This is a genomic window from Pseudomonas sp. MWU12-2345 (assembly GCF_023242385.1).
Taxonomy (GTDB): Bacteria; Pseudomonadota; Gammaproteobacteria; order Pseudomonadales; family Pseudomonadaceae; genus Aquipseudomonas; species Aquipseudomonas gingeri_D.
This window is the reverse complement of the sequence record NZ_JALLJA010000008.1, coordinates 12,245-33,910: the sequence shown is the minus strand read 5'-3', so window position 1 is coordinate 33,910 and position 21,666 is coordinate 12,245. Positions and strand designations below refer to the sequence as shown.

Below are 21,666 nucleotides of genomic sequence, written 5' to 3'. Positions count from 1 at the left end.
CGCTTGCGACTGAAGCGACGGCGCCCTCAGAGCTTCTGTGTCATATAACGACCGCGCCCGGTTTTCTTGGCCTGGTACATGACCCGATCAGCGGCCAGCAGCAACGCATCGGCGGAACTCTCGCCGTTGCCCAGGGCGATACCGATCGAGACCCCCACCTGGCAAACCGTGCCGGCAATCAGAAAGGGCGCACTCAGCGCCGCGATGCATTTGGTGGCCACGGTACTCACGGTGTCTTCGGCATCGGTCCCGAGATCGCTCAACAGGATCACGAACTCATCACCACCAATACGCGCCAGGGTATCGTTCTGCCGTACCACCGCGCCAAAGCGCTTCGCCACCTGACGCAAGACCTCGTCACCGGCCTCGTGCCCGAGGGTGTCATTGATTCGTTTGAAGCCATCAAGGTCCATGAACAACAAGCCGACCTGCGTGCCTTTGCGCTGGGCCTGGGCCAACACCTGACGCAAGCGGCCAGAGAGGTGATGGCGGTTGGGCAAGCCCGTCAGGGTGTCGTGATGGGCGATCTTTTCGAGCTCCGCCTGCTTCTCGTTGAGCTTGAGCAACAGGCGATTGAACGCCGAGATCAAGTGACCGACTTCATCGTTACGCACCACCGGCAGGGGCGCATGGGGCAGTTCGTCTCGGGTCATGCAGTCCGCCTGGGCAGCGGCATGGAACAACGGACGAAAGAAAAAATACAGCACGATGGAACAGATAATGCCGAACAGAAAAATCGAGGCGATGGCCCCCCTGATCAGGAAACGCTGGGTTCGCTCAACGGTTGAAAAGGCCTCGTGGCCAGGCAGGCTGGCCACAATGAACCAACCCGTGCTGGGTACGGAGACCATGGCGCGGAGTTCTTCCTTGCCCTCGGCGTTGAGCGTGATCCCGGTACCGCGAAAACCCGCCATGGCCTGGTCCATCAGGGCATCGAGGCCCGGCCGCGATACCGGCTTGAAACCGATCCCCTGCGTGGAAGATTCGATCTGCAGGCGACTTTCCGGAAAAACCAGCTGGAACTCGCCCGTTGTCGTTCCCCCGCGGCTCTGCAGCAAGGAATCAAGAAACCCGGGGGCGGCGAGCGACATCATGCCAACGATGGCGCCCTGCACCTCACCCGCCGCATTCCTGATCGGCGCGGAGATCGGCAGCATCGGTTCCGCCTTCGACCGGCCCTCGATCGGCCGGCCGATAAAGGGCTTACCGGCCAACCCGGCCTGAACATAATCACGATCCGCATAATCGCTATCGGGAGAAGCCTCTTGATTGGGGTCGCCCGCTACCCGCTTGCCACGGGCGTCGACGATAAAGAGATCGGTCGAGATCAGGGCCTGGTAGGGAGATCGGTCCTTCAGCCAGCCGCGCAGTTGTTCAGGCTGCGCCAACAAGTCGAGGGGCACGCTGGCTGCAAGGCGCTCGATCAAGAGCCTGCGCCGAACAATCTTGCTGTCGACATCGTGCGCGACATAAGTCGCCAACGCCAGTTGCTGGCCCTCCACGACGGCGCTCAGGTCCTCGCGCAGGAAGTGGGTCAATACGTAATAGCGCACGATAGCGCCAGACACGACAATGCACAGCGCCAACACCAGCAATCGGGTCAACACGCTGTTGTAGATTCGGGCGAAGGTCAAAACGGCATGATGTTTTTTTGACATTATCGAAGTGTAACCGACGACATTACACTTTTCGCTATTTTCCCCAACGCTGCACGCACGCCATAGCAAAGCCTTGCGTAGGCAGAATCGCGCTTAGCCCATATGCACTGAACATCACTTATCAGGAGCTGGACCATGTCAGACACCAGAAACGCCTCATTTGATGCCATCGCCCGGGAACTCGGCTACAGCTTCGACGGTGAAATGAAGATCGGCGGCAACTACGTACCGGCGGTGCGGAACGATCTTGAAGTCTATGTCAGCGGGCAGATTCCGCGCGTCGATAGTACCGTGATGGTGACGGGCCGAGTGGGCGCCGAAACCACACTGGAGCGGGCGCGGCACGGGGCGCAGATCAGCACCATGCGGGCCCTGGCGATTTTGCGCCAGCTGCTCGACGGCGACCTCGGACGGATCAGGAAAGTCCTGCGCATCAATGTGTACGTGCAGAGCGCGGCGGACTTCACTCAACAGAGTGAAGTCGCCGACGGGGCGTCCGAGGTACTGTATTCGGTATTCGGCGAGGCCGGAGTGCATACACGTACCTCGGTCGGGGTGTACCAACTGCCGAAAAACGCCTCGGTCGAGGTGGATATGGTAGTGGCGCTCAACTAGACAACTGGTTGGCGAACTGCCCGACCGCATTGACCACCTTCTGCGCGCCGTCCTGGATCTCGACGATCACCGTGCCCGCCTCTGCCGCCAGCGCAAGACCTTCCTCGGCCTGGGTCTTGCCGCTGTTCATCAGCGACACCGCGTCCCGCGCCATGTCCTGGTTCTGCCGGACCACACCGACGATCTCGTCCGTAGCCTGGCTGGTACGCGAGGCCAACTGCCGCACTTCGTCGGCCACCACCGCAAACCCACGACCCTGCTCACCCGCGCGCGCCGCCTCGATGGCCGCGTTGAGCGCCAGCAGGTTGGTCTGCTCGGCAATGCCGCTGATGGTCTTGACGATGGTGCCGATCACCTGGGACTGCGCATTCAAGGCTTCGATGCCGTCGCTGGCGGTTTGCATGTGCGCGGCCAGGTCACGCATCACTTCCACCGCCTGGGTCACCACGGTGGTCCCGCGCTGGGCGGTGCTGTCGGTCTGCAACGAAGTGCTGTAGGCAATGTTCGCCGCCTCGGCCACCGCCTTCTCCTGATTCACCTGGGCGGTGATCACGGTGGCGAACTTGACCACTTTGTAGAGCTTTTCGTTGGCATCGAGGACCGGGTTATAGGACGCCTCCAGCCAGACCTCGCGACCATGGCTGTCGACCCGCTTGAAGCGACCGGCGACGAACTCACCGGCATTCAGGCGCTTCCAGAACGCCTGGTATTCGGCGCTGCTGGATTCAGCCGGCTCGCAGAAGACACGGTGATGCTTGCCCTGGATCTGCGGCAGGCTGTAACCCATGGCATTGAGGAAGCGGTCGTTGGCGGTGAGCACTTCACCGGCCAGGTTGAACTCGATCACCGCGGTGGAACGCAACAGCGCACCGATCAGATTTTCGTGCTCGCGGGACGATTCGATGGTGCGGGTCAGATCGTTGGAATAAATCGAAAAATGGCGGATACGTCCCAGGGAATCACGAATCGGCTGCAGGATCGAACGCAGCCAGGCTTCCTGGCCATTACCGCGCAGCAAGCGCACCGCACCGCTGAAATGCTCGCCCCGGGTCAAGGCATTCTTGAAACGCTGCTGAAAGTCAGAATGCTTGAGATAGTCCGGCACGAACTCATCCAGGCTACGCCCCACCAGCGACGTGCTCGGGTAGAGCATTTCCTGGATGAAATTCTGGTTGGCCGATTCGATGCGACCGTCGGGGTCCAGGGTCAGCACGAGCATTTCCTGCTCCAGGCTATCCTTGACTTGCTGGACGCTGGAGAGTTCTTCGCGAAGAGCCGAGAGCTCCTGCTTCAAGCCTTTGTTAAACATGGGTGGCACCGATGGGCAAATGAAAGCGCGGGTAATCAGTCATTGGCATCGGCTAGGGCAGTTTTTTCTGAAGGCGGATTCCGGGTTATTTCCAGCGAGCGGCCAGCGAACAATTCGACTGAATTTTTTCCGCCCCCCGGGATCACTTTAGAACGACAAGGACGTATCCCCAGGAGGATTCCCAGGTTTATGAGCACGGCAAAGCTTTTCGTTATCGACTACACCCTTAATGGCACGCCCAAGTCTTTCGTGATTCGCTTGGAGCACATGGACAATGCCGAGGCCTGGCACTGGGCCAGTTGTGATGCCGGCGTGGGCCGCATCGGCAAGTTCGGTCGCGAACGGGTGAAGAAAACCAGCAAACCCATGGCCGAGAAATTCGGCATCGACGCGGTGAGCTGGCGCCAGGCCTGAAACATTCCCGCTGCGTGGCCGGGGGCCGTTTGTTGCCCCTGGCCGCGCCCTTATTCCGGCTTGAGCAATGCCTCATAGTCCGGACTGATTTCCGCCAGGATCATCAAGGCCGCCGCCCCCAGCGCCACCGCGTCGTGCCCGGCGGTGCCGAGTTGCAGACGTGGGTACTCGCGGTCGCGACGACTGCTGATGGAACGGCTCAACGGTTCCAGCCCCTCCACCAGCCGATTCATGATCGCGGGCGGCAGGAAACCACTGATCAGGATGGTCTGCGGATCGAGTAGAGACTCGAGGATATTGATCGCCTGGCGCAAGGCCGGCACCGCCTCGTCGAGCCAGGCCTGGACACCAGCGGCAAAGCGCGGCTCGCTCATGTCCCAGGTGCTGATGTCCTGGTCGGCACGCTGGCCCAGGTGCTCGAGCAAGGCGGCGATGGAGATGTAGCGCTCCAGGCAACCGTGGTTGCCGCAATGACAGACCTTGCCGCCGGGCACCACAGTCATGTGGCCGATTTCCCCGGCGTTGTGCCAGTGCCCGGAATACAAGCGGTTACCCAGGTACAAGCCGGCCCCCAGGCCACTGCCGATAAACAGGTGGACGAAGTGCTGCAGGTCGCTGGCAATGCCGTGCAGGCGCTCGCCCATGGTCGCCGCCGTGGCATCGTTTTCCAGCAGCACCGGCAGGCCGACGGCCTGTTGCAGGCGCAGGGCAATATCAGGCTCGTCCCAACCGGACATCGCGGTCGGCCCCACCGCGGTCATGCCCTCGACACTGAACGGTCCCGGCAGAGCCACGCCGACGCCGAGGAAGCGTCCGTGGGGCAGTTGCCCGCGAAACGCCGTTACCGTCTCGAGAATCAGCGGCAAAGCCTCTTCGAAGCTGGGGTAGTTCACCGTCAGGGTGACTTGGGCGCGGGTGTTGCCCAACAGGTCGAGCATCACGCCGATGATCGAGTGCTGCGCCACGTGAAAGCCGAGGGAAAAGCCACCCTCCGGATTGATCGACAACGGCACCGGCGGCTGGCCACGACCGATTTTCTCGGCCGCGTGCACCAGCAGCATCCCCTCCTCTTGCAACTCGGCGACGATATTCGACACCGTCTGCGCCGTCAGCGAGGTCAGTCGCGTCAGGTCGGCACGGGTCAGGCGTCCGCCCAGGCGAATGGCTTCGAGGATCACCCGGCGGTTGTGCAGGCGAGCGTGTTCAGCGTTGGTGCCGGTGGTCACCGTGCGGGTGTTCTGGAGACTTTTCATCGGCGAATGATCGGCGCTGCCAATTAATTAAATCAAGTTGAATTAATACTCGTGACGTGCTTTTCTATTCGTCAGGTCGCCGCTGTCCCAGGCGCCCGCAACCCATAACAATAACGATACCGAGTCGCTGCAAGGCGTCGCCGGCACGCAGCACCTTCGCTACCTGCCGCCACCTTCGGTTACTCGCGCAAGAGGACGTCACAGCATGAGCATCTCCAATCCCCCCGGGCAGAGCTCGTCCGGCAGCAAACGCAAGATCGGTCTGTTTCCCGCCACGGCCATCAACATGAGCCAGATGTGCGGCGTCGGCCCGTTCATCACCATTCCCACCATGATCGTCATCATGGGCGGCCCGCAGGCTTACCTGGGCTGGATCCTCGGCGCGCTGCTGGCCCTGTGCGACGGCCTGGTCTGGGCCGAGCTCGGCGCTTCGCTGCCCGGCGCCGGTGGTACCTACGTCTACCTGCGCGAAGCCTTCGGCAAACGCACCGGCAAGCTGTTGCCGTTCCTGTTCGTGTGGACCGCAATGCTGTTTATCCCGCTGATCATGTCCACCGGGATCATCGGCTTCGTGCAGTACCTGACCTGGTTCTGGCCGGACATGAGCCAGACCACCGGCAACCTCATCGGCCTGGTGCTGATCTGGCTGATCATCGTGCTGCTCTGGCGCAAGATCGAATCCATCGCCCGCCTGAGCATCGTGCTCTGGGTGATCATGCTGGCGAGTATCGCGGCGCTGATCGCCGCGGCCTTTTCGCACTTCCATCCGGAACTGGCTTTCAGCTTTCCCGAGGGCGCCTTCAACCTCGGCGACAGCAGTTTCTGGCTCGGCATGGCCGGTGGCCTGACCATCGGCATCTACGACTACCTGGGCTACAACACCTCGGCCTACCTGGCCGGGGAAGTCGAACAACCGGGCCGGGTGATCCCCAAGTCGATCGTCTGGTCGGTGCTCGGCATGCTGGTGATCTACCTGTTGATGCAGGTCGGCGTGCTCGGGGTGGTGGACTGGCACCGCATGCTCGACCAGAAGTCGGCGGCCTACAACTCCGTAGCCTCGGTGCTGCTCAGTGAAACCTGGGGCGATACCGCCGCGGCCGTGGTCACCGTGCTGATCCTGATCACCGCCGTGGCCTCGGTGTTCGCCGGCCTGCTGGGTGGTTCGCGGGTGCCGTTCGAGGCGGCGAAGGACAAGGTGTTCTTCAACGCCTTCAGCGTCACCCACCCCAAGCACGACTTCCCGGTCTACGGCATCCTGAGCATGGGCGTGCTGACCTCCGTCGGCTTCATGATCGGGCGCCTGACCGACCTCACCACCCTGATCCAGTTGCTGACCACGGTGATGATCCTGGTGCAGTCGGTGGCGCAGATCATTTCGCTGTTCGTGCTGCGCAAGACCAAGCCGCACCTGAGCCGTCCCTACACCATGTGGCTGTACCCGGTGCCAGCAGTGATCGCCCTGCTCGGCTGGGTCTACATTTACCTGGCGTCCAACCACAACGCTCCTGGCGCCTACCCGATCCAGTGGTCGCTGGTGTGGGTCGCGGCCGGTTGCGTGGCCTACCTGTTCTGGGCGCGGGTGCAACAACTCTGGCCCTTCAACAAGACAAGCGATACCCACGATGCACGAGCCGTTGAATAACCCGGACGCCACGGCGTCCACCCAAGGTGTGCTGCTGGCGATCGACGTCGGCGGCACCAAGACCCAGATCGCCTGCTACGACCCGGTCAGCCAGCACCTGAGCACCCGCAGGCTGACCACCCATGCCGACGGCGCCCGTGGCGTACCGGCCTTCGAGCGCATCCTCGCGGCGGCACGCGCCTGTGTCGGCGATTTTGGTACCTCACGGGTGGCCAGCGTGGCCGCGGTGTTCCCCGGGGTCGTGCGTGGTCGCAACCTGTTGATGGCACCGAACACGCCGGGGTTCGAAGAACTCGACCTGCCGTCGTTGCTGGGCGAAGGCCTGGACACCCAAGCCGTGATGCTCGACAACGACGTCAAGGCCGGCGCGCTGGCCGAGGCCCGCTGGGGAGCGCTGGCGGGCATCGACAACGCCATCTACCTCAACCTGGGCACCGGCCTGGCGGCGGCGGCCATCGCCAATGGCCGTTTGATTCGCGGGCAGAACGGCGCGGCCATGGAAATCGGCTACATGCTGGAGCCCTTTCTCGACCCGATGTACCCCGAGCTGTGGCGGACCCACGCACAAGGTGCCGCGCCACTGGAAGAGTTTTTCTCGGGCGCCGCGCTGACCCGCCTGGCCACGGAAATGCTCGGGCCGGGCCACCGCGCCCTGGACCTGTTTGCCAGCCGCGACCTGACGGTTCGCCAGGTGCTGGAACGGCGTATCGCCGGCATGGCGGTGCAGGTCAGCAATCTTGCCGTGGCCCTCGACGTCGAGCGCATCGCCATCGGCGGCGGGCTGTTTCACCAGGCCTCGACCCTGGCACCGGCACTGAAACAACTGATCGGCCAGGTGGTGCCCTTCCCTCCGGAGATTGTCGCCGCCCACTTTACCCATGACGCGCCGCTGTGGGGCGCCTTGAGCATGGCCATGGACGCCGCCGGCCTGAGCTTCATTCCCGGCGATCTTCTTTGCGTACCCGACGGCCCACGGGGCTGACGGACATCCAGGTATTTACGTTATGTCACTGATGCTCCAGGAAACCCTGTCGATACCCGCCGTCGTGCAACGCATGCTCGACGATGACCGCGCCATCGTCGCCCTCGGCGAGCAACTGGCCGCCGCGCCGCCGGAGCTGATCATCAGCGTCGCCCGTGGCAGCTCCGATCACGCGGCCGCTTACTTCGGCTATGCCATGATGAGCCAGGTGGGGATTCCCTGGCTGTCGATTCCGCTGTCACTGGTAAGCCTGCAACAGCCGCCGCTGCGCCTGAAACACTGCTGGGTAGCCGCCCTGTCGCAATCGGGCAAGAGCCCGGACCTGATCGCCAGCGTGAACTACCTGAAACAACTGGGGGCCCGCGTGGCCGCGTTCGTCAACACCGCCGAGTCGCCATTGGCCGCCGCCAGCGATGCCGAGGTACTGCTCCCGGCCGGGCTGGAACAGAGCGTGGCCGCAACCAAAAGCTATGTCGCCATGTTGATGGCCGGGGTGCAGACCGTGGCGGCGCTGAGCGCCAGGCTGGGGCAGGACAATGGCCTCGGTGTCGCCCTGCAAGGCTTGCCCGCCGTCCTGGCGCGGGCGGTCGACGAGGACTGGTCGCTGGCCCTTGAGGTTTTGCGCCCGGTCGACAAGATGGTGGTGATCGGACGCGGCCCGGCGCTGCCCATCGCCCAGGAAGCGGCGCTGAAACTCAAGGAAACCTCGGGGATCCAGGCCGAAGCCTTTTCCAGTGCCGAGGTCCGCCACGGACCGATGGAAATCATCGAGGCCGGTTATCCGGTCCTGCTCTTCGCCCCGTCCGGGCCCGAGCAGGCCGGCACCCTGGCGTTCGCCGAGGACATGCGCCAGCGCGGCGCCCGGGTCTTGCTGGTGGCGCCACGAGGAACGCCCGGCGCCAACCTGGTCAGCGTGCCGACGGCCCACCCGTTGCTGGAGCCATTCACCATGATCCAGGGGTTTTACCTGATGGCCGCCAGACTGGCCGAGTTGCGTGGCCGCAATCCCGATCAGCCACGCTTCCTCAAGAAGGTGACCGAGACGCGCTGACTGCGCAAAGCCGCCAGGGACGGACGCGGCTCAACAGCCGCGAACGCTCGAAGCCTCGGCCGTCGCAGAGGCACGCGGCCCGAAGTACAACGCGATCAGCACACCGACGCCGCCCATCACCGCGCAATAACCGACGCAGACCCAAGGACTCCAGGGCATCAGGCCGATCAGCAACAGCGGCGTGGTGCTGGCCCAGAGTGCGTAGGCGATATTGTAGGTAAAGGAAATACCGGAGACCCGGATGCGCGCCGGGAACAATCCCACCATCACTGAAGGCACCGCCCCTACAACACCACAGGCCAGGCCCGCCAGGGCATAGGCCAGGCCAACCCATTCAGCGCCATGGATCAGGCAGCTATAGAGCAGCGCGATGCCCAACGGCAGCAAGGCGCTGTAGAACAGCACCGCGCGCCAGGCACCGATCCGGTCCACCAGCCGGCCGGCCAGGACACAGCCAATGTTCAGGAACACGATCCCCAGGCTGCTGAGGGCGAATGTATGGCTGGCGCTCATGCCGAAGACCTTCTGCATCACGGTCGGCGTGACCACCACCAGCACCACCACCGCCGAGGTCAGGACACAGGTCAGCAGCATCGCCGGCAGGATCGCCCGACGGTGAGTGCGCAGGACCGCCTGCAACGGCACCTCCTCGCCTTCTTCACGACGCGCCTGCAAGGCCATGAACACCGGGGTTTCGCTGAGCCAGCGACGCAGCCAGACACCAATCACGCCGAACACCCCACCCAGCAGGAACGGAAAGCGCCAGGCGAAATCGAGGATTTCGCCGGGGCTGTAGATCCGCGCCAGGGCGGTCGCGGTCAAGGCGCCCAGCAGATAACCGAAGGTCAACCCGGCCTGCAAAACCCCCAGGGCATAACCGCGGTGCCCGGCTGGCGCGTGCTCGGCAACAAAGACCCAGGCACTCGGCACCTCGCCGCCCACCGCCGCGCCTTGCAACACCCGCAGCAATAACAGCAGCAGTGGCGCCCAGTAACCGATCTGGGCATAGGTCGGCATGATCCCGATCAGCAGGCACGGCAGGGCCATCATCAGGATGCTCAGGCTGAAGACCCGCTTGCGCCCCAGGCGGTCGGCGAAGTGCGCCATCAGGATGCCGCCCAGCGGGCGAGCCAGATAACCGGTGACGAAAATTCCGAAGCTTTGCAGCAAGCGCAACCATTCGGGCATTTGCGGGGGGAAGAACAACTCGCTGAGGGTCAGCGCGAAGAACATGAAAATAATGAAATCGTAGATTTCCAGCGCACCGCCCAACGCCGCCAGGCCCAGGGTCTTGTAGTCAGCCTGAGAGAAACGCCCGGCGCGAGAATAGTGATTGGCCTTCATGAAGGGACCCTGAACAGACTTTCTGGAAAACTCGCGACTGAAACCGTACGGCCCTACACAGCCCCTAAAGGGGCATCTCGATCCCAATCGCACGATTACATAGCGCTAGCAATGGTCCATCGAATCACCGAAAGGGACAAGCTGACAATGCATCTGGGTTGGTTTTCAGCCCGAACCTGTACATTGAATTTTCGCGACTTTAACCAATAATCGGGCTTGCTCCTACCCATGAGACAGAACACAACATGGAACAAACCGAGCACCATCATGGCATTTTTTCTCACCCGAAACTTGAGGCCCCTTCTGGTGCAGGAGGTGAGTTCGAGCATGAGCATTTTCGCGCAAGAATTCCTGTCGAAGATTTCAAACTTCAACAGCTTGACCCGTGATCTGCGCAAGTGCGGTATCGAGATCAAATATCTGGGGCTTCTCGATAACAAAATCGTTATCGAACAGAACAGTGCTCATCAATTACACCACGAATTCGGTAATGAACTGCGTGGCATGAACTACCGCACCGAGGGGCGAATTACCCGCAACACCTTGATGGTTCGTGGTGTTGATGTTTCATGGCTCACCCTGGTGAAGGAGCAGGATCAATGAACCCGTCCTAATCACTGCAATCGCCGTGATACGCGATGCAGTCGAACATGAAGATCCCACCACGAAACTGCCCGTTCCAACTGGCGCGGGCAAGTGCCTTTCAGGAGAAACGCCTTGCCTGCATTGTGTATCCATTGGTGCTCGCCGCTCGACAACGGCCAGCAAAAAGCGACCAAGCAGCACAACACCAACGCGCTTGATTTCACCAGCATCGTCGACTTTGCCCAGGAAGCGGATGAACTCGGGATCGACTCCTTGCTAATGAGCATCAGTTATCACATGCCCGACCCGCCGCGGATGATCGGCGCTATGCATGGTGGGCAGCTATCAGGAAGTCGCCGAATACTTGCTGGAGTACAAAAAAGTCGGCATCAGCGAGTTCATCTTCTCTGGCTGGCAGACCCGTGAAGAGATGCGCGGGTTCTGTCGCCATGTATTGCCACGGCTGCGCAAGCTTGAAAACGCACTGGAAAATCAGCATGCGTGATTCCCCACGCTGACCGCCTTGGCATTGCTGGCTGTAACCCCAGACGCCCCGGAAAACCGAGCCTTCAATCACAAGAGGAAGACACCGATGAGCATCCATGCCCGTACCCAACGATTGACAGTTCCCCAACTGGTCGCCATGAAAGGTCAACAGAAAATCGTCTCGCTGACGGCGTACTCCAGTTCGATAGCCAAGCTGATCGACCCTATCGTCGATTTCATTCTGGTCGGTGATTCCACCGCGATGGTCGGCTACGGTCGTGCCTCGACGCTCAGTATGCAACTTGAAGAAATCATCGGGCACACCCGGGCAGTGGTCGACAGCACACGATTGTCCTGCGTCATCGCCGATATGCCGTTCGGCAGCTATCAGGAGTCCAACGAGCAAGCCTTTCGCAACTGCGCCCAGGTCCTGGCACGTACCGGTTGCGATGCGGTCAAGCTGGAAGCGAACAAAGCCCTGGCAGGCACCGTCGAGTTTCTTGTAGCACGTGGTATTCCGGTGATGGCCCATGTCGGGCTGATGCCACAATTCGTGAATATCATGGGCGGCTTCAAAGCCCAGGGCCTGAGCCCTGAAACCGCCGCGGCGATTACCCTTGACGCCCAGGCCAATCTGGAAGCCGGGGCCTTCAGCCTGCTACTCGAAGGCGTGGCCGAAGGTGTCGCTCGCCAGATTACCCTGGACTCGAAGATGCCCACCATCGGTATAGGGGCGTCGCCGGCGTGCGACGGCCAAGTGCTGGTGACAGAGGACCTGTTGGGCCTGGGTGGCGAGCACGCGCCTCGCTTCGTCAAGCAGTATGCCGACGTCGGTACCGTGATTCGTGACGCCTACGAGCGCTTTGCCGACGAAGTCCGCCACGGCCAATTCCCTGAACCACGGCATTGCTACGGTATCTGATCCTCGTCGGCAATCGCCTGGACCAGGACCTTCAGGGCGTGGGTAATGTCCTTGCTCCAATCGATGGTGTAGCTCAGTCGCAAGTAGTGCCTCCAGGCACCTTGCAGGCTGAAAATTTCACCTGGAGCAATCACGATACGCCTGGCCAGCAGACGCTCGAAAACCCGTCGCATGTCCACTGGCCGTGCAGCTTCGAGCCAGAAGGTCGCGCCACCGTCCGGCACCATCATCCGCAATTGGCCATCGCCGTGTTCGTGAAGCAAGCCCTGCAGGCGTTTCATCCGGTCCAGCAGCATGGCACGCAAGACTACCAGATGCTGGTCGATACGCCGGGAACTGAAGAGTTTGGCTATAGCTTTCTGACGAATCGGCGACAGGCGAAACGCCCTATCCAGAAATAGCCGGTGCAGCGCAGGGCCGTGCCGGCGACACAGCAGATAGCCATAAGGAGCCTCCGAACCGATGATTTTATCGAAGGTGGAGAACACCAACAGTTTCTCCGGGTCGGCAAAATCGCGGTAACGCGTCGGCTGCGCAGAAAAACAGAACTCGCCATAACTGTCGTTCTCGAACAGCCAGATATCCCGCTCCGCCAACCAGCGACAGATCTGTTGCTTGTCCTGTGCCGGCATCAGCATGCCCTGAGGGATATTCACCGTCGAAGACAGCACCGCCAGCCCCACCGGCTCGCACCTGAGCAGATCCTGCAAAGCAACGAGATTGAATCGCCCATCGTTACCCAGGGGTACCTCGATAACGCGGATCCTGGCGGCTTGCAACTGGCGCAGGATCGCCCAGGAGCAAGGTGACTCAACCAACGCCACACTCCCGCTCAAATTCAGGGCTTCGAGTGACAGCTCCAACACGCTGCGCAGGTCCGAGCCGACATACACGTGCTCAGCCTGCCAGTAGCAGTGGGCTGAACGGGTGTAGCGATCAGCAATCACACTGCGCAACTCCGGTTCTCCGAAGGGCTGATAAAGCGGAGCGTGGGTACGCGGATATTGCCGCGCCAGTTCGCGCTCAATCATCAGCAGCGGCCCCTCCAAGGACAGCAACATCGCCGGGGCATCGCTGCTCAGGGCTAGCATTCCCGGCTGCCGGGCATTGGCGAACACATTGTCGAGCAGGTTGGGCGATCCTTCACTCAGCGGGGGAGCCGGCATAGCCTTGGCGAAATAGCCGAGTTTCGGCCTGGCATAGATCCTGCCCTCGTCCTCTAGCAACGAATAGGCATATTTGGTCGTCGACACCGATACATTCAGGCGCAAGGCCAACTGTCGCAAGGAGGGGAGTTTCTGCTCGCTCGTGGAGTTACCGGTCTCGATCAACTCGACGAGGTAGCGATAAACCGCCTGGTAGGAGAAGGAAGACTCCTTGTTCATGTCCATATTCACTTGCGTTCATTCCCGTGAGCCCCTGTCAGGGACATCAGAGTATGCAAGACCGAGCTCGGATAAAAGAGAATCGGAAAATGCCATGAGATTGATTTATCGTGGGCATCTGCCTACACGTGGCGTTTCACACTCATCGCTTGTAGCTCCCCAATAAAATCAAGAACAAGAGGACCTCTCCATGGCCGCTGCTATAGAAACCAGCCGCTACGCCCGCTTTGCCCTGCTCTGCTCGAACTGGGCCGAACGCTGGTTTCCCGACTCCTGGGTGTTTGCCGCACTGGCGGTGATCGTCGTCGCCCTGGCCACCCTGGCCATCGGTGCCAAGCCGAGCGAAGCCGCGATGGCCTTCGGCGACGGCTTCTGGAGCCTGATCCCCTTCACCATGCAGATGGCCTTCGTGGTGATCGGCGGTTATGTGGTGGCCAGTTCGCCACCGGCGGTGAAGCTGATCGACCGCCTGGCCCGGATCCCGAAGAACGGCCGTTCGGCGGTGGCCTGGGTCGCCCTGATTTCCATGGTCGCCTCGCTGCTGAACTGGGGGCTGTCCCTGGTCTTCGGCGGCTTGCTGGTCCGCGCCCTGGCGCGCCGCACCGATCTGCGCATGGACTACCGCGCCGCCGGTGCCGCCGCCTACCTGGGCCTGGGCGCCGTCTGGGCCCTGGGGCTGTCGTCGTCCGCCGCCCAGCTGCAGGCCAACCCGGCCAGCCTGCCACCGTCGATCCTGTCGATCACCGGGGTGATTCCTTTCACCCAGACCATCTTTCTCTGGCAGTCCGGCGTGCTCTTGCTGGCGCTGATCGTGGTCTCGCTGGTGATCGCCTACGCCACCGCACCGGGCCCCGACTCGGCCCGGGACGCCAAGGCCTGCGGCGTCGATCCGAGCTTCAACCTGCCACCGCTGAGCCAGCGCTCGCGCCCCGGCGAATGGCTGGAATACAGCCCGCTGCTGATCATTCTGCTGGCCTTGCTGGCCGCCGGCTGGCTGTTCCATGAGTTCTCGACCAAACCGGCGATCAGTGCCATTTCCGGGCTGAACACCTACAACTTCCTGTTCCTGATGGCCGGTGCCCTGCTGCATTGGCGCCCGCGCAGTTTTCTCGACGCCGTGGCCCGTGCCGTGCCGACCACCACCGGCGTGCTGATCCAGTTCCCGCTGTACGGTTCCATCGCGGCGCTGATGACCACGGTCAAGGGCGGCGACGCGCTGACCCTGGCCCACCACATCTCGACCTTCTTTACCCAGATCGCTTCGCACGATACCTACGCGTTGCTGATGGGGGTGTACTCGGCGGTGCTCGGCTTCTTCATTCCCTCCGGTGGCGGCAAATGGATCATAGAGGCGCCCTATGTGATGCAGGTGGCCAATGACCTGAAATACCACCTGGGCTGGGCAGTCCAGATCTACAACGCGGCCGAGGCGCTGCCGAACCTGATCAACCCCTTCTACATGCTGCCGCTGCTGGGCGTGCTGGGATTGAAGGCGCGGGACCTGATCGGCTTCTCCTTCGTACAACTACTGGTGCACGCACCGTTGGTACTGTTCCTGCTGTGGGCGCTGGGGACCACCCTGGCCTACAACGCACCCGTCATGCCATAGCGATTGCTACAAACTACAAGCCGCTGCAAGAGCGCAGTTATCCGCGCTCTTGTGGCTCGCCGCCCCCCAGTAAAGTAACAAGTAAGTGACAATTTCAAAAACGACGACGCTAATTGCAACAATGCTGAATTGATGCTGAATAAGTACGCAAGAACGCAAATTCCGCGAGTCAGTGATCCGCGTCATGTATTACGCTGTCCGGACAAACCGGCACGATCGTACCATCACGTTTTTTTCCGAGCGTGCCCCGCCCCACCCGTCGTGCTTCAAGGTGGATGAATCATGGACCAATGGAAAGAAGAGCAATTGCGGCTTCTGGGTTCGGCGCAAGACGAGCAGGAATTGTTCGAGCTCTTGCCCGGTCTGGTCAGGCAACTAGGCTACCCCTATTACCGCTATATCAGACTGAACCCCGGTGCCTCCCCCTGGATAAAGAACAACTATCCCGAGGAGTGGAACCAGTACTATCAGGACCACAACCTCTACGAGATCGACCCGGTGCTGACCCGTGCCCGGCATTCCCATATGCCTGTGCTCTGGTCGCCGGAAATTTTTGCCAAGGCCCCAGCGTTCTGGACCCAAAAACAATCGTTTGGCATGCGTCATGGCTGGTCACAGACGGTACAGCATGTTCAGGGCCACCAGAGCATTCTGTGCGTCGCCCGCCCCAAGGGCGAAATCGATCGCCGCGAGTTCTACCAAAAAGCCGGGCATATTCTGTGGCTGTGCAATGTCCTGCATTCAGCAGCCATCCGCGACCTGTCCAGCACGCCCACGTATCTGCTGTCTCCTCGGGAAGTCGAGGTATTGAAGTGGTCGGGCGAAGGCAAGACAGCACCGGAAATCGCCCGGTTGCTTGAGCTCAACGTGCGCACGGTGAACTTCCATATCGCCAACGCGATCACCAAGACCGGCACCACCAACAAAGTCGCGGCGATGGTCGCGGCGATTCAGTCCGGGGACCTGTAAGGCCCCCGGCAAAATTCCGTCACGCAATCCCTGCCCCATCCCCCTCGACAATTGGCATACTGCCCGGCGGCAGAATGGATCTGTCGTTGTTCCGTCATATTGCATTGCTAAGTTTCGATGCGAAATATTTTGATACGTCAAACCCAGCCAGCAGGAACCCAGGATGAGTGACGAGAAAGACCTCGACCAGTCGCAAGCGCCCGAAAACGATAACCCCACCGACACCAGTCGTCGCCGCTTTCTCGGTGGCGTGGCGGTGCTGGGCGTTGGCGCGACGCTGACCGCCTGCGGTTCCCCGAGCGAACCCGGCAAGCCGGACACCCGCGAGCTGTCGGGGGCCGAGCTGGACAAGGCGCTGCACGACCAGGTGAAAACCGTGGTGGTGATCTACGCCGAGAACCGCAGCTTCAATAACCTGTTCGCCGACTTTCCCGGCCTCGAGAAACCCTTGTCAGCCCTTGCGGCGGCGGACTACCAGCAACGCGACCGTGATGGCAGCCTGCTGCAGACCCTGCCGCCGGCCTGGGGCGGTGTGCTGCAGATCGGCCCGCAAAGCGTTGACGGCGTGACCTACCCCGCGGAAACCCAGTTCCAGCAGAACCTGCCCAACGCTCCGTACGCCCTCAAGGGCCCGAACGGCGAGGACCTGCCCCTGAGCCTGGTCACCCGCGACCTGTGGCACGTGTTCTACCAGAACCAGATGCAGATCAACGGCGGCAAGAACGACCAGTTCGTCGCCTGGGCTGACTCCGGCGGCCTGACCATGGGTCACTACGCCCAGAACCGTTACTCGTTGCGCCTGTGGGACGTGGCGAAGGAGTTCGTGCTCTGCGACAACTTCTTCCAGGGTGCCTTCGGTGGTTCGTTCCTCAACCACCAATACCTGATCAGCGCGACCGTGCCCTTCTACCCGGACGCCGCCAACTCGGTGGCCAAACCGCAGATCGCCACGCTGCAGAGTGACGACCCGCTCGGCACGCGCCTCAAACCCCTGGAGAAATCCCCGGCCAGCGCCATGACCGGCGCGCCGCAGTTCGGCCCCAGTGCGTTGACTCCAGATGGCTACGCGGTGAACACCATGGCCCCGCCTTACTGGCCGACCTGGATCCGCGACCCCGATCATCCGGACTATGCCAAGCCGGGCTTGCCCACGGTACTGGTGCCCCAGGGCCACGAACACATCGGCGACAAGTTGTCGAAGAAGAACGTCGACTGGGCCTGGTACGCCGGTGCCTGGCAGGTCACCCTGGACCAGTTCAAGGACTCGGCCGGCATTCCGAAGATCCCGAATTTCCAGTACCACCACCAGCCGTTCAACTACTTCAAGCAGCAGGGTCCGGAAAACCCTGGCGAGCGTGCCAAGCGCCTGCGCGATGGTGGACTGGGTGAGGACCCGAGCAGCAACAAGTTCCTCGCCGATGCCCAGGCCGGCAAGTTGCCAGCGGTGACCTTCTACAAGCCCCAGGGCAACCTGAACATGCACGCCGGTTACGCCGACGTGGCGTCCGGCGACCGGCATATCGACCGTATCCTGAAAGTACTGCAAGAAAGCCCGCAATGGAAAAACATGGTGGTGATCGTCACCGTCGATGAAAACGGCGGCTGGTGGGACCACGTGGCGCCACCGCAAGGCGATCGCTGGGGGCCGGGCACACGGGTTCCGGCCCTGGTGGTCTCGCCTTTCGCCCGCAAGGGCACGGTGGATCACACGGTGTATGACACCGCCTCGATCCTGCGCTTGATCACCCGGGTATTCCAGCTGGAGAAGCTCGACGGTCTCAAGCAGCGTGATGACGCAATGGTCGCCCGCGGCCAGAAGCCGATGGGCGATCTGACCAACGCGCTACGATTTACCGTCTGAGACAGGCACGCGGAGGAGCCAGTAGCTGGCTCCTCTTCTCGCCCCCCGTAGAAGCCTGCTTCTGCAGGTTCGCTCATGTATCGGCGCCGACCAAATAATAGCCCAGAGCCACTATCCGCTTTACCCCCTCCGTACTCCGGTAATATCCTTGCCCGCTAGTATTCTGTTTCAGAATTTTGCCGAGCGAAAAGGGAGTTCGTCGTAATGATCGTAGGGATTGACCTGGGGACCACCAACAGCCTCGTTGCCGTCTGGCGCGGGGAAACCAGCGAGTTGGTACCCAATGCCCTCGGCCAGTTCCTGACCCCCAGCGTGGTCGGCCTGGACGATGAAGGCCGGGTACTGGTCGGCCAGGCGGCGAAAGAACGGCTGCACACCCACTCCCAGACCACCACGTCACTGTTCAAGCGCCATATGGGCAGCGCCCAGGAAGTACGCCTGGGCGATCGCCTTTTCCGTCCGGAGGAACTCTCCGCCCTGGTGCTCAAGAGCCTCAAGGAAGACGTCGAACGTGCCTACGGTGAAACCGTGCACGAAGCCGTGATCAGCGTCCCGGCCTACTTCAGCGATGCCCAGCGCAAAGCCACCCGGATCGCCGGTGAGTTGGCGGGACTGAAAGTCGAAAAACTGATCAACGAACCCACCGCCGCCGCTCTCGCCTATGGCCTGCACCAACGCGACAAGGAAACCTCGTTCCTGGTCTTCGACCTCGGCGGCGGCACGTTCGACGTGTCGATCCTTGAGCTCTTCGACGGTGTCATGGAAGTCCGCGCCAGCGCGGGTGACAACTTCCTCGGCGGTGAGGATTTCGATAGCGTATTGCTCGAATACTTTGTCGACAGTCAACGCGGGGCCGCGGACTTCCCGGCCCCGGCCAGCGTCAGCCAGGTACTGCGGCGCGAAGCCGAACGTGTGCGCAAGGCGCTGGGCCAGGATGCCAGCGCCGAGTTCAGCCTGCGTGTCGACGGCCGGCAGTGGAGCCGGACCGTTACCCAACAGCAATTGGCCGAACTCTACGCTCCGCTGCTGGAACGTCTGCGCGGCCCGATCGAACGGGCCCTGCGCGATGCACGGATTCGGGTCAACGACCTGGACGAAATCCTGCTGGTGGGGGGCACCACACGCATGCCGCTGGTGCGCAAGCTGGCCGCCGGCCTTTTCGGACGCTTCCCCTCCATCAGCCTCAACCCGGACGAAGTCGTGGCCCACGGTGCCGCCATTCAAGCCGCACTGAAAGCACGCTCCGCCGCACTCGAAGAAGTGGTGCTGACCGATGTCTGCTCCTACACCCTTGGGATCGAAACCTCCCATCAGTTCGGCCAACAGATCGACAGCGGACACTACCTGCCCATCATCGAGCGCAACAGCATCGTGCCGGTCAGCCGGGTCAAGACCGTGTATACCCTGCAAGACAACCAGGCCGTGGTGCTGCTGAAAATCTACCAGGGAGAAAGCCGCCTGGTACGCGACAACGTCTTTCTGGGACAGCTGGAAATGCCGGTGCCCAAGCGCAAGGCCGGCGAGGTCTCGCTGGATGTGCGCTTCACCTACGACAACAACGGTCTGCTCGAAGCCCAGGTCAATATTCCGCTGACCGGCGAACAGCACTCGCTGATCATCGAGAACAACCCCGGGGTGCTGTCACCGGAAGAGATCCAACAGCGCTTGCAGGCCCTGACCTTGCTCAAGGTGCACCCACGCGATCAGCAGGTGAACACGGTGCTGAGCGCACGCCTGGAACGTCTTTACCAGGAAAGCCTGGGCGAGTTGCGCGAACGTATCGGCCAATGGGCCGGGCAGTTCCAGCAAGTGCTCGAGGGACAGGACGAACGACGCATTCGCGAGATCCGTCAGGAACTGATCGAACAGCTGGATAAACTGGACAACGGTATCTGGCACTGACAGGAGTCGCGACATGAATTGCTGGACGCTCTTGCAACTGCCGGAAGACGCCGATGAACGCAGCATCAAGCGCAGCTACGCGCGACTGCTGAAAAGCAATCGCCCGGATGAAGACGCCGAGGGTTTTCAACGCCTGCGCGAAGCCTATGAGCATGCGCTCGAGATTGCTCGCTGGCGGGACGATGACTCGCCAGAAGAAGCGCCTCCCCTGCCCATGGCCGTCCTGACAGCCGACGCGATGGAACACGCCCAAACGTATGAATGGTCCTGGCCCGCGGATATTCAACCGCTGAACACGCGCCCCGCTGCGCCAGTCCGCGATGATCCGGTCCCGTCCCTCCTGGCCGACCTCACCGAACAGAACTTGCCGGAGCGTTGGCAGCAGGCACGACAACAGCAATGCGCCGACGCGTTTCAACAGGCGCTGTTGAACCTGTGCTTCGAACAACCGGGGCTGCGTCGTTCAATTGCCGCTTGGGCCGTTCAGCAGTTGGAATGGTTGACGCCCTGGCAAACCGTGCGCATGACACCCTGGCAAGCTGAAGCCTTGTCCAGTGGATTGCTGCAGGAATATCGGCAGGCACTGCAGGACCTGCTGGAGGCCGGGCAGGAACGGCCATTCCTCCAGCAGTTGAAACATTACTCGCAACAGCCCTGGATGAAGATTTTCGACCGAAGCCAGGAATGGCAACGGATCGTGCTGCAGTTGTTGAACGATACCCAATGGAGCGTGCCGTTATTCGACCGGGTCTGCCAGGCGTTCGGCTGGGACAACCGGGTAGGCATTACCCCAGAACCACTATGGGTCTGGCAATCGCTGAACAGGCGCTGCGAACGGGAAGCCTTCCATGAGGAGCTGCAAGCCAGGGCCTTGAAGCATCTCTACAGGGCGCCCGCGCAAAAAGCAGCCTACCTACTTCTGACCCCGCTCTCTCTCCGGCAACAGGACCGCGAATTCAAGGAATTTACCAATAGCCATTGGCAGGCCTGCCAGGACCTTGCAGACCAACTCACCCACAGGTACCCGGAACTTATCGAGCGCCTGCCCAATCCCGACGTTTTTTTCTGGCGCAAGTTCCTACCCCGCGCCGTCCCCCCCTCCAGTTGGAGATGGCTATGGGCCGGCTGCTCGCTGGCGGTGACACTGTCGACGATTCCCGCCTGGCAGACCTGGCTAGCCAAGGGCACGCTATGGACCAATTTGCTGACTTCGCTGCTGACCGGTTTAGTCCCGGTGATTATCGGTACCTACGCGATGCGCCTTTGGCAACCGATGTGCTGGAGGCTGATGGCGATCGATTTATGGCTGAGCGAATACCTGCTGCCCAAACGCATCAACCCGAACCGATATTGGCTGGTCATTCGTCACGGCGTGCCACAGGCAGTCATCGCACTGCTGTTTCTGGCCTGGTCCGGCGGACTGGGCATGGCGACATTCATCGGCATCGGTGCAATCGGCCTCTTCGACAGCAAGCGCCAGGGCGGCGAGCGCCCCGAATCGATCTGGCGACACCCCTGGCAGGCCATCCTGCACTTCACCCACTGGAGCCCCCTGCAACTGGGATTCTTCCTGCTGATGTTGTGCATCACGATCACATGTTTGCTGGTGGTCCCTGGCTATCCACTGACCGCGGACAGCAGGCGATGAAGTCCGGGGGAACGCCTACGCTTGGTCAGGG

18 protein-coding genes are annotated in these 21,666 nt (G+C 61.6%); 13 read left to right on the top strand and 5 right to left on the bottom strand.

Going from position 1 to position 21,666, the window contains the following annotated elements; translation table 11 throughout:
* Positions 1-26: 26 nt before the first annotated feature.
* Complete coding sequence (locus M5C71_RS17005) at positions 27-1,658, bottom strand: sensor domain-containing diguanylate cyclase (protein WP_248768337.1); 1,632 nt, start codon at positions 1,656-1,658, stop codon at positions 27-29.
* Positions 1,659-1,793: 135 nt separating this feature from the next.
* On the opposite strand from M5C71_RS17005, the gene M5C71_RS17000 reads away from it, so the two are divergent.
* Positions 1,794-2,273, top strand: coding sequence for a RidA family protein (locus tag M5C71_RS17000; RefSeq protein WP_248768336.1), 480 nt, complete (start codon positions 1,794-1,796; stop codon positions 2,271-2,273).
* Here the strand turns inward: M5C71_RS17000 and M5C71_RS33690 are convergent.
* The gene (locus M5C71_RS33690; RefSeq protein WP_103497545.1) at positions 2,266-3,582 is read right to left on the bottom strand and encodes a PAS domain-containing methyl-accepting chemotaxis protein; all 1,317 of its coding nucleotides are present in this window, start codon (positions 3,580-3,582) and stop codon (positions 2,266-2,268) included. The two genes, M5C71_RS17000 and M5C71_RS33690, sit on opposite strands and share 8 nt — an antisense overlap.
* A 189-nt stretch (positions 3,583-3,771) precedes the next feature.
* Between M5C71_RS33690 and M5C71_RS16985 the strand changes: the two genes are divergently transcribed.
* Positions 3,772-3,996, top strand: a complete 225-nt coding sequence (locus M5C71_RS16985) for a DUF6555 family protein (protein WP_103497546.1) — start codon at positions 3,772-3,774, stop codon at positions 3,994-3,996.
* 50 nt (positions 3,997-4,046) lie between these two features.
* Here the strand turns inward: M5C71_RS16985 and M5C71_RS16980 are convergent, their stop codons facing one another.
* Positions 4,047-5,249, bottom strand: a complete 1,203-nt coding sequence (locus tag M5C71_RS16980) for an ROK family transcriptional regulator (protein ID WP_103497547.1) — start codon at positions 5,247-5,249, stop codon at positions 4,047-4,049.
* A 205-nt stretch (positions 5,250-5,454) separates the two neighbouring features.
* Here M5C71_RS16980 and M5C71_RS16975 point away from each other — a divergent pair, with 205 nt between their 5' ends.
* Genes M5C71_RS16975 through M5C71_RS16965 form a run of 3 tightly spaced genes read left to right on the top strand, consistent with a single transcriptional unit; the run spans position 5,455 to position 8,924 of the window.
* Complete coding sequence (locus M5C71_RS16975; protein WP_103497548.1) at positions 5,455-6,891, top strand: APC family permease; 1,437 nt, start codon at positions 5,455-5,457, stop codon at positions 6,889-6,891.
* The gene (locus tag M5C71_RS16970; RefSeq protein ID WP_248768335.1) at positions 6,872-7,873 is read left to right on the top strand and encodes an ROK family protein; all 1,002 of its coding nucleotides are present in this window, start codon (positions 6,872-6,874) and stop codon (positions 7,871-7,873) included. Before M5C71_RS16975 ends, M5C71_RS16970 begins: the two co-directional genes overlap by 20 nt.
* A gap of 22 nt (positions 7,874-7,895) precedes the next feature.
* A complete protein-coding gene (locus M5C71_RS16965) occupies positions 7,896-8,924 on the top strand; it encodes an SIS domain-containing protein (RefSeq protein WP_248768334.1) in 1,029 nt (342 codons plus the stop codon).
* A gap of 30 nt (positions 8,925-8,954) precedes the next feature.
* On the opposite strand, the gene M5C71_RS16960 is transcribed toward M5C71_RS16965, so the two are convergent.
* A complete protein-coding gene (locus tag M5C71_RS16960; protein ID WP_248768333.1) occupies positions 8,955-10,268 on the bottom strand; it encodes an MFS transporter in 1,314 nt (437 codons plus the stop codon).
* Positions 10,269-10,595: 327 nt separating this feature from the next.
* On the opposite strand from M5C71_RS16960, the gene M5C71_RS16955 reads away from it, so the two are divergent.
* From M5C71_RS16955 to panB, 3 genes are all read left to right on the top strand, one after another.
* Positions 10,596-10,871 carry a hypothetical protein gene (locus M5C71_RS16955; RefSeq protein WP_248768332.1) on the top strand — a complete coding sequence of 92 codons (276 nt, stop codon included), beginning with the start codon at positions 10,596-10,598 and terminating at the stop codon, positions 10,869-10,871.
* A gap of 313 nt (positions 10,872-11,184) precedes the next feature.
* Positions 11,185-11,358 (top strand): hypothetical protein, encoded by a 174-nt coding sequence (locus M5C71_RS16950; RefSeq protein ID WP_248768331.1) that lies wholly within the window; start codon positions 11,185-11,187, stop codon positions 11,356-11,358.
* 87 nt (positions 11,359-11,445) lie between these two features.
* Positions 11,446-12,261 carry a 3-methyl-2-oxobutanoate hydroxymethyltransferase gene (panB, locus tag M5C71_RS16945; RefSeq protein ID WP_248768330.1) on the top strand — a complete coding sequence of 272 codons (816 nt, stop codon included), beginning with the start codon at positions 11,446-11,448 and terminating at the stop codon, positions 12,259-12,261.
* Here panB and M5C71_RS16940 read toward each other — a convergent pair.
* Positions 12,249-13,652, bottom strand: a complete 1,404-nt coding sequence (locus M5C71_RS16940) for a PLP-dependent aminotransferase family protein (RefSeq protein ID WP_248768432.1) — start codon at positions 13,650-13,652, stop codon at positions 12,249-12,251. The genes panB and M5C71_RS16940 overlap by 13 nt on opposite strands.
* A gap of 184 nt (positions 13,653-13,836) precedes the next feature.
* Between M5C71_RS16940 and M5C71_RS16935 the strand changes: the two genes are divergently transcribed.
* The 5 genes from M5C71_RS16935 (at position 13,837) to M5C71_RS16915 (ending at position 21,635) form a co-directional block, all read left to right on the top strand.
* On the top strand, positions 13,837-15,255 hold the full coding sequence (locus M5C71_RS16935; protein ID WP_248768329.1) for a TIGR00366 family protein: 1,419 nt from the start codon (positions 13,837-13,839) through the stop codon (positions 15,253-15,255).
* 282 nt (positions 15,256-15,537) lie between these two features.
* A complete protein-coding gene (locus M5C71_RS16930; protein ID WP_248768328.1) occupies positions 15,538-16,224 on the top strand; it encodes an autoinducer binding domain-containing protein in 687 nt (228 codons plus the stop codon).
* Between the two features lie 163 nt (positions 16,225-16,387).
* Positions 16,388-18,085, top strand: coding sequence for an acid phosphatase (locus tag M5C71_RS16925; RefSeq protein ID WP_103497553.1), 1,698 nt, complete (start codon positions 16,388-16,390; stop codon positions 18,083-18,085).
* A gap of 204 nt (positions 18,086-18,289) precedes the next feature.
* A complete protein-coding gene (locus tag M5C71_RS16920) occupies positions 18,290-19,987 on the top strand; it encodes a molecular chaperone HscC (protein WP_152740112.1) in 1,698 nt (565 codons plus the stop codon).
* 13 nt (positions 19,988-20,000) lie between these two features.
* Positions 20,001-21,635, top strand: coding sequence for a J domain-containing protein (locus M5C71_RS16915; protein WP_248768327.1), 1,635 nt, complete (start codon positions 20,001-20,003; stop codon positions 21,633-21,635).
* Positions 21,636-21,666 lie beyond the last annotated feature (31 nt).

Bases quoted from the DNA above. Each gene is read 5' to 3' on its own strand.
- M5C71_RS17005 (WP_248768337.1), bottom strand. From the start codon at position 1,658: ATGTCAAAAAAACATCATGCCGTTTTGACCTTCGCCCGAATCTACAAC.
- M5C71_RS17000 (WP_248768336.1), top strand. From the start codon at position 1,794: ATGTCAGACACCAGAAACGCCTCATTTGATGCCATCGCCCGGGAACTC.
- M5C71_RS33690 (WP_103497545.1), bottom strand. From the start codon at position 3,582: ATGTTTAACAAAGGCTTGAAGCAGGAGCTCTCGGCTCTTCGCGAAGAA.
- M5C71_RS16985 (WP_103497546.1), top strand. From the start codon at position 3,772: ATGAGCACGGCAAAGCTTTTCGTTATCGACTACACCCTTAATGGCACG.
- M5C71_RS16980 (WP_103497547.1), bottom strand. From the start codon at position 5,249: ATGAAAAGTCTCCAGAACACCCGCACGGTGACCACCGGCACCAACGCT.
- M5C71_RS16975 (WP_103497548.1), top strand. From the start codon at position 5,455: ATGAGCATCTCCAATCCCCCCGGGCAGAGCTCGTCCGGCAGCAAACGC.
- M5C71_RS16970 (WP_248768335.1), top strand. From the start codon at position 6,872: ATGCACGAGCCGTTGAATAACCCGGACGCCACGGCGTCCACCCAAGGT.
- M5C71_RS16965 (WP_248768334.1), top strand. From the start codon at position 7,896: ATGTCACTGATGCTCCAGGAAACCCTGTCGATACCCGCCGTCGTGCAA.
- M5C71_RS16960 (WP_248768333.1), bottom strand. From the start codon at position 10,268: ATGAAGGCCAATCACTATTCTCGCGCCGGGCGTTTCTCTCAGGCTGAC.
- M5C71_RS16955 (WP_248768332.1), top strand. From the start codon at position 10,596: ATGAGCATTTTCGCGCAAGAATTCCTGTCGAAGATTTCAAACTTCAAC.
- M5C71_RS16950 (WP_248768331.1), top strand. From the start codon at position 11,185: ATGGTGGGCAGCTATCAGGAAGTCGCCGAATACTTGCTGGAGTACAAA.
- panB (WP_248768330.1), top strand. From the start codon at position 11,446: ATGAGCATCCATGCCCGTACCCAACGATTGACAGTTCCCCAACTGGTC.
- M5C71_RS16940 (WP_248768432.1), bottom strand. From the start codon at position 13,652: ATGGACATGAACAAGGAGTCTTCCTTCTCCTACCAGGCGGTTTATCGC.
- M5C71_RS16935 (WP_248768329.1), top strand. From the start codon at position 13,837: ATGGCCGCTGCTATAGAAACCAGCCGCTACGCCCGCTTTGCCCTGCTC.
- M5C71_RS16930 (WP_248768328.1), top strand. From the start codon at position 15,538: ATGGACCAATGGAAAGAAGAGCAATTGCGGCTTCTGGGTTCGGCGCAA.
- M5C71_RS16925 (WP_103497553.1), top strand. From the start codon at position 16,388: ATGAGTGACGAGAAAGACCTCGACCAGTCGCAAGCGCCCGAAAACGAT.
- M5C71_RS16920 (WP_152740112.1), top strand. From the start codon at position 18,290: ATGATCGTAGGGATTGACCTGGGGACCACCAACAGCCTCGTTGCCGTC.
- M5C71_RS16915 (WP_248768327.1), top strand. From the start codon at position 20,001: ATGAATTGCTGGACGCTCTTGCAACTGCCGGAAGACGCCGATGAACGC.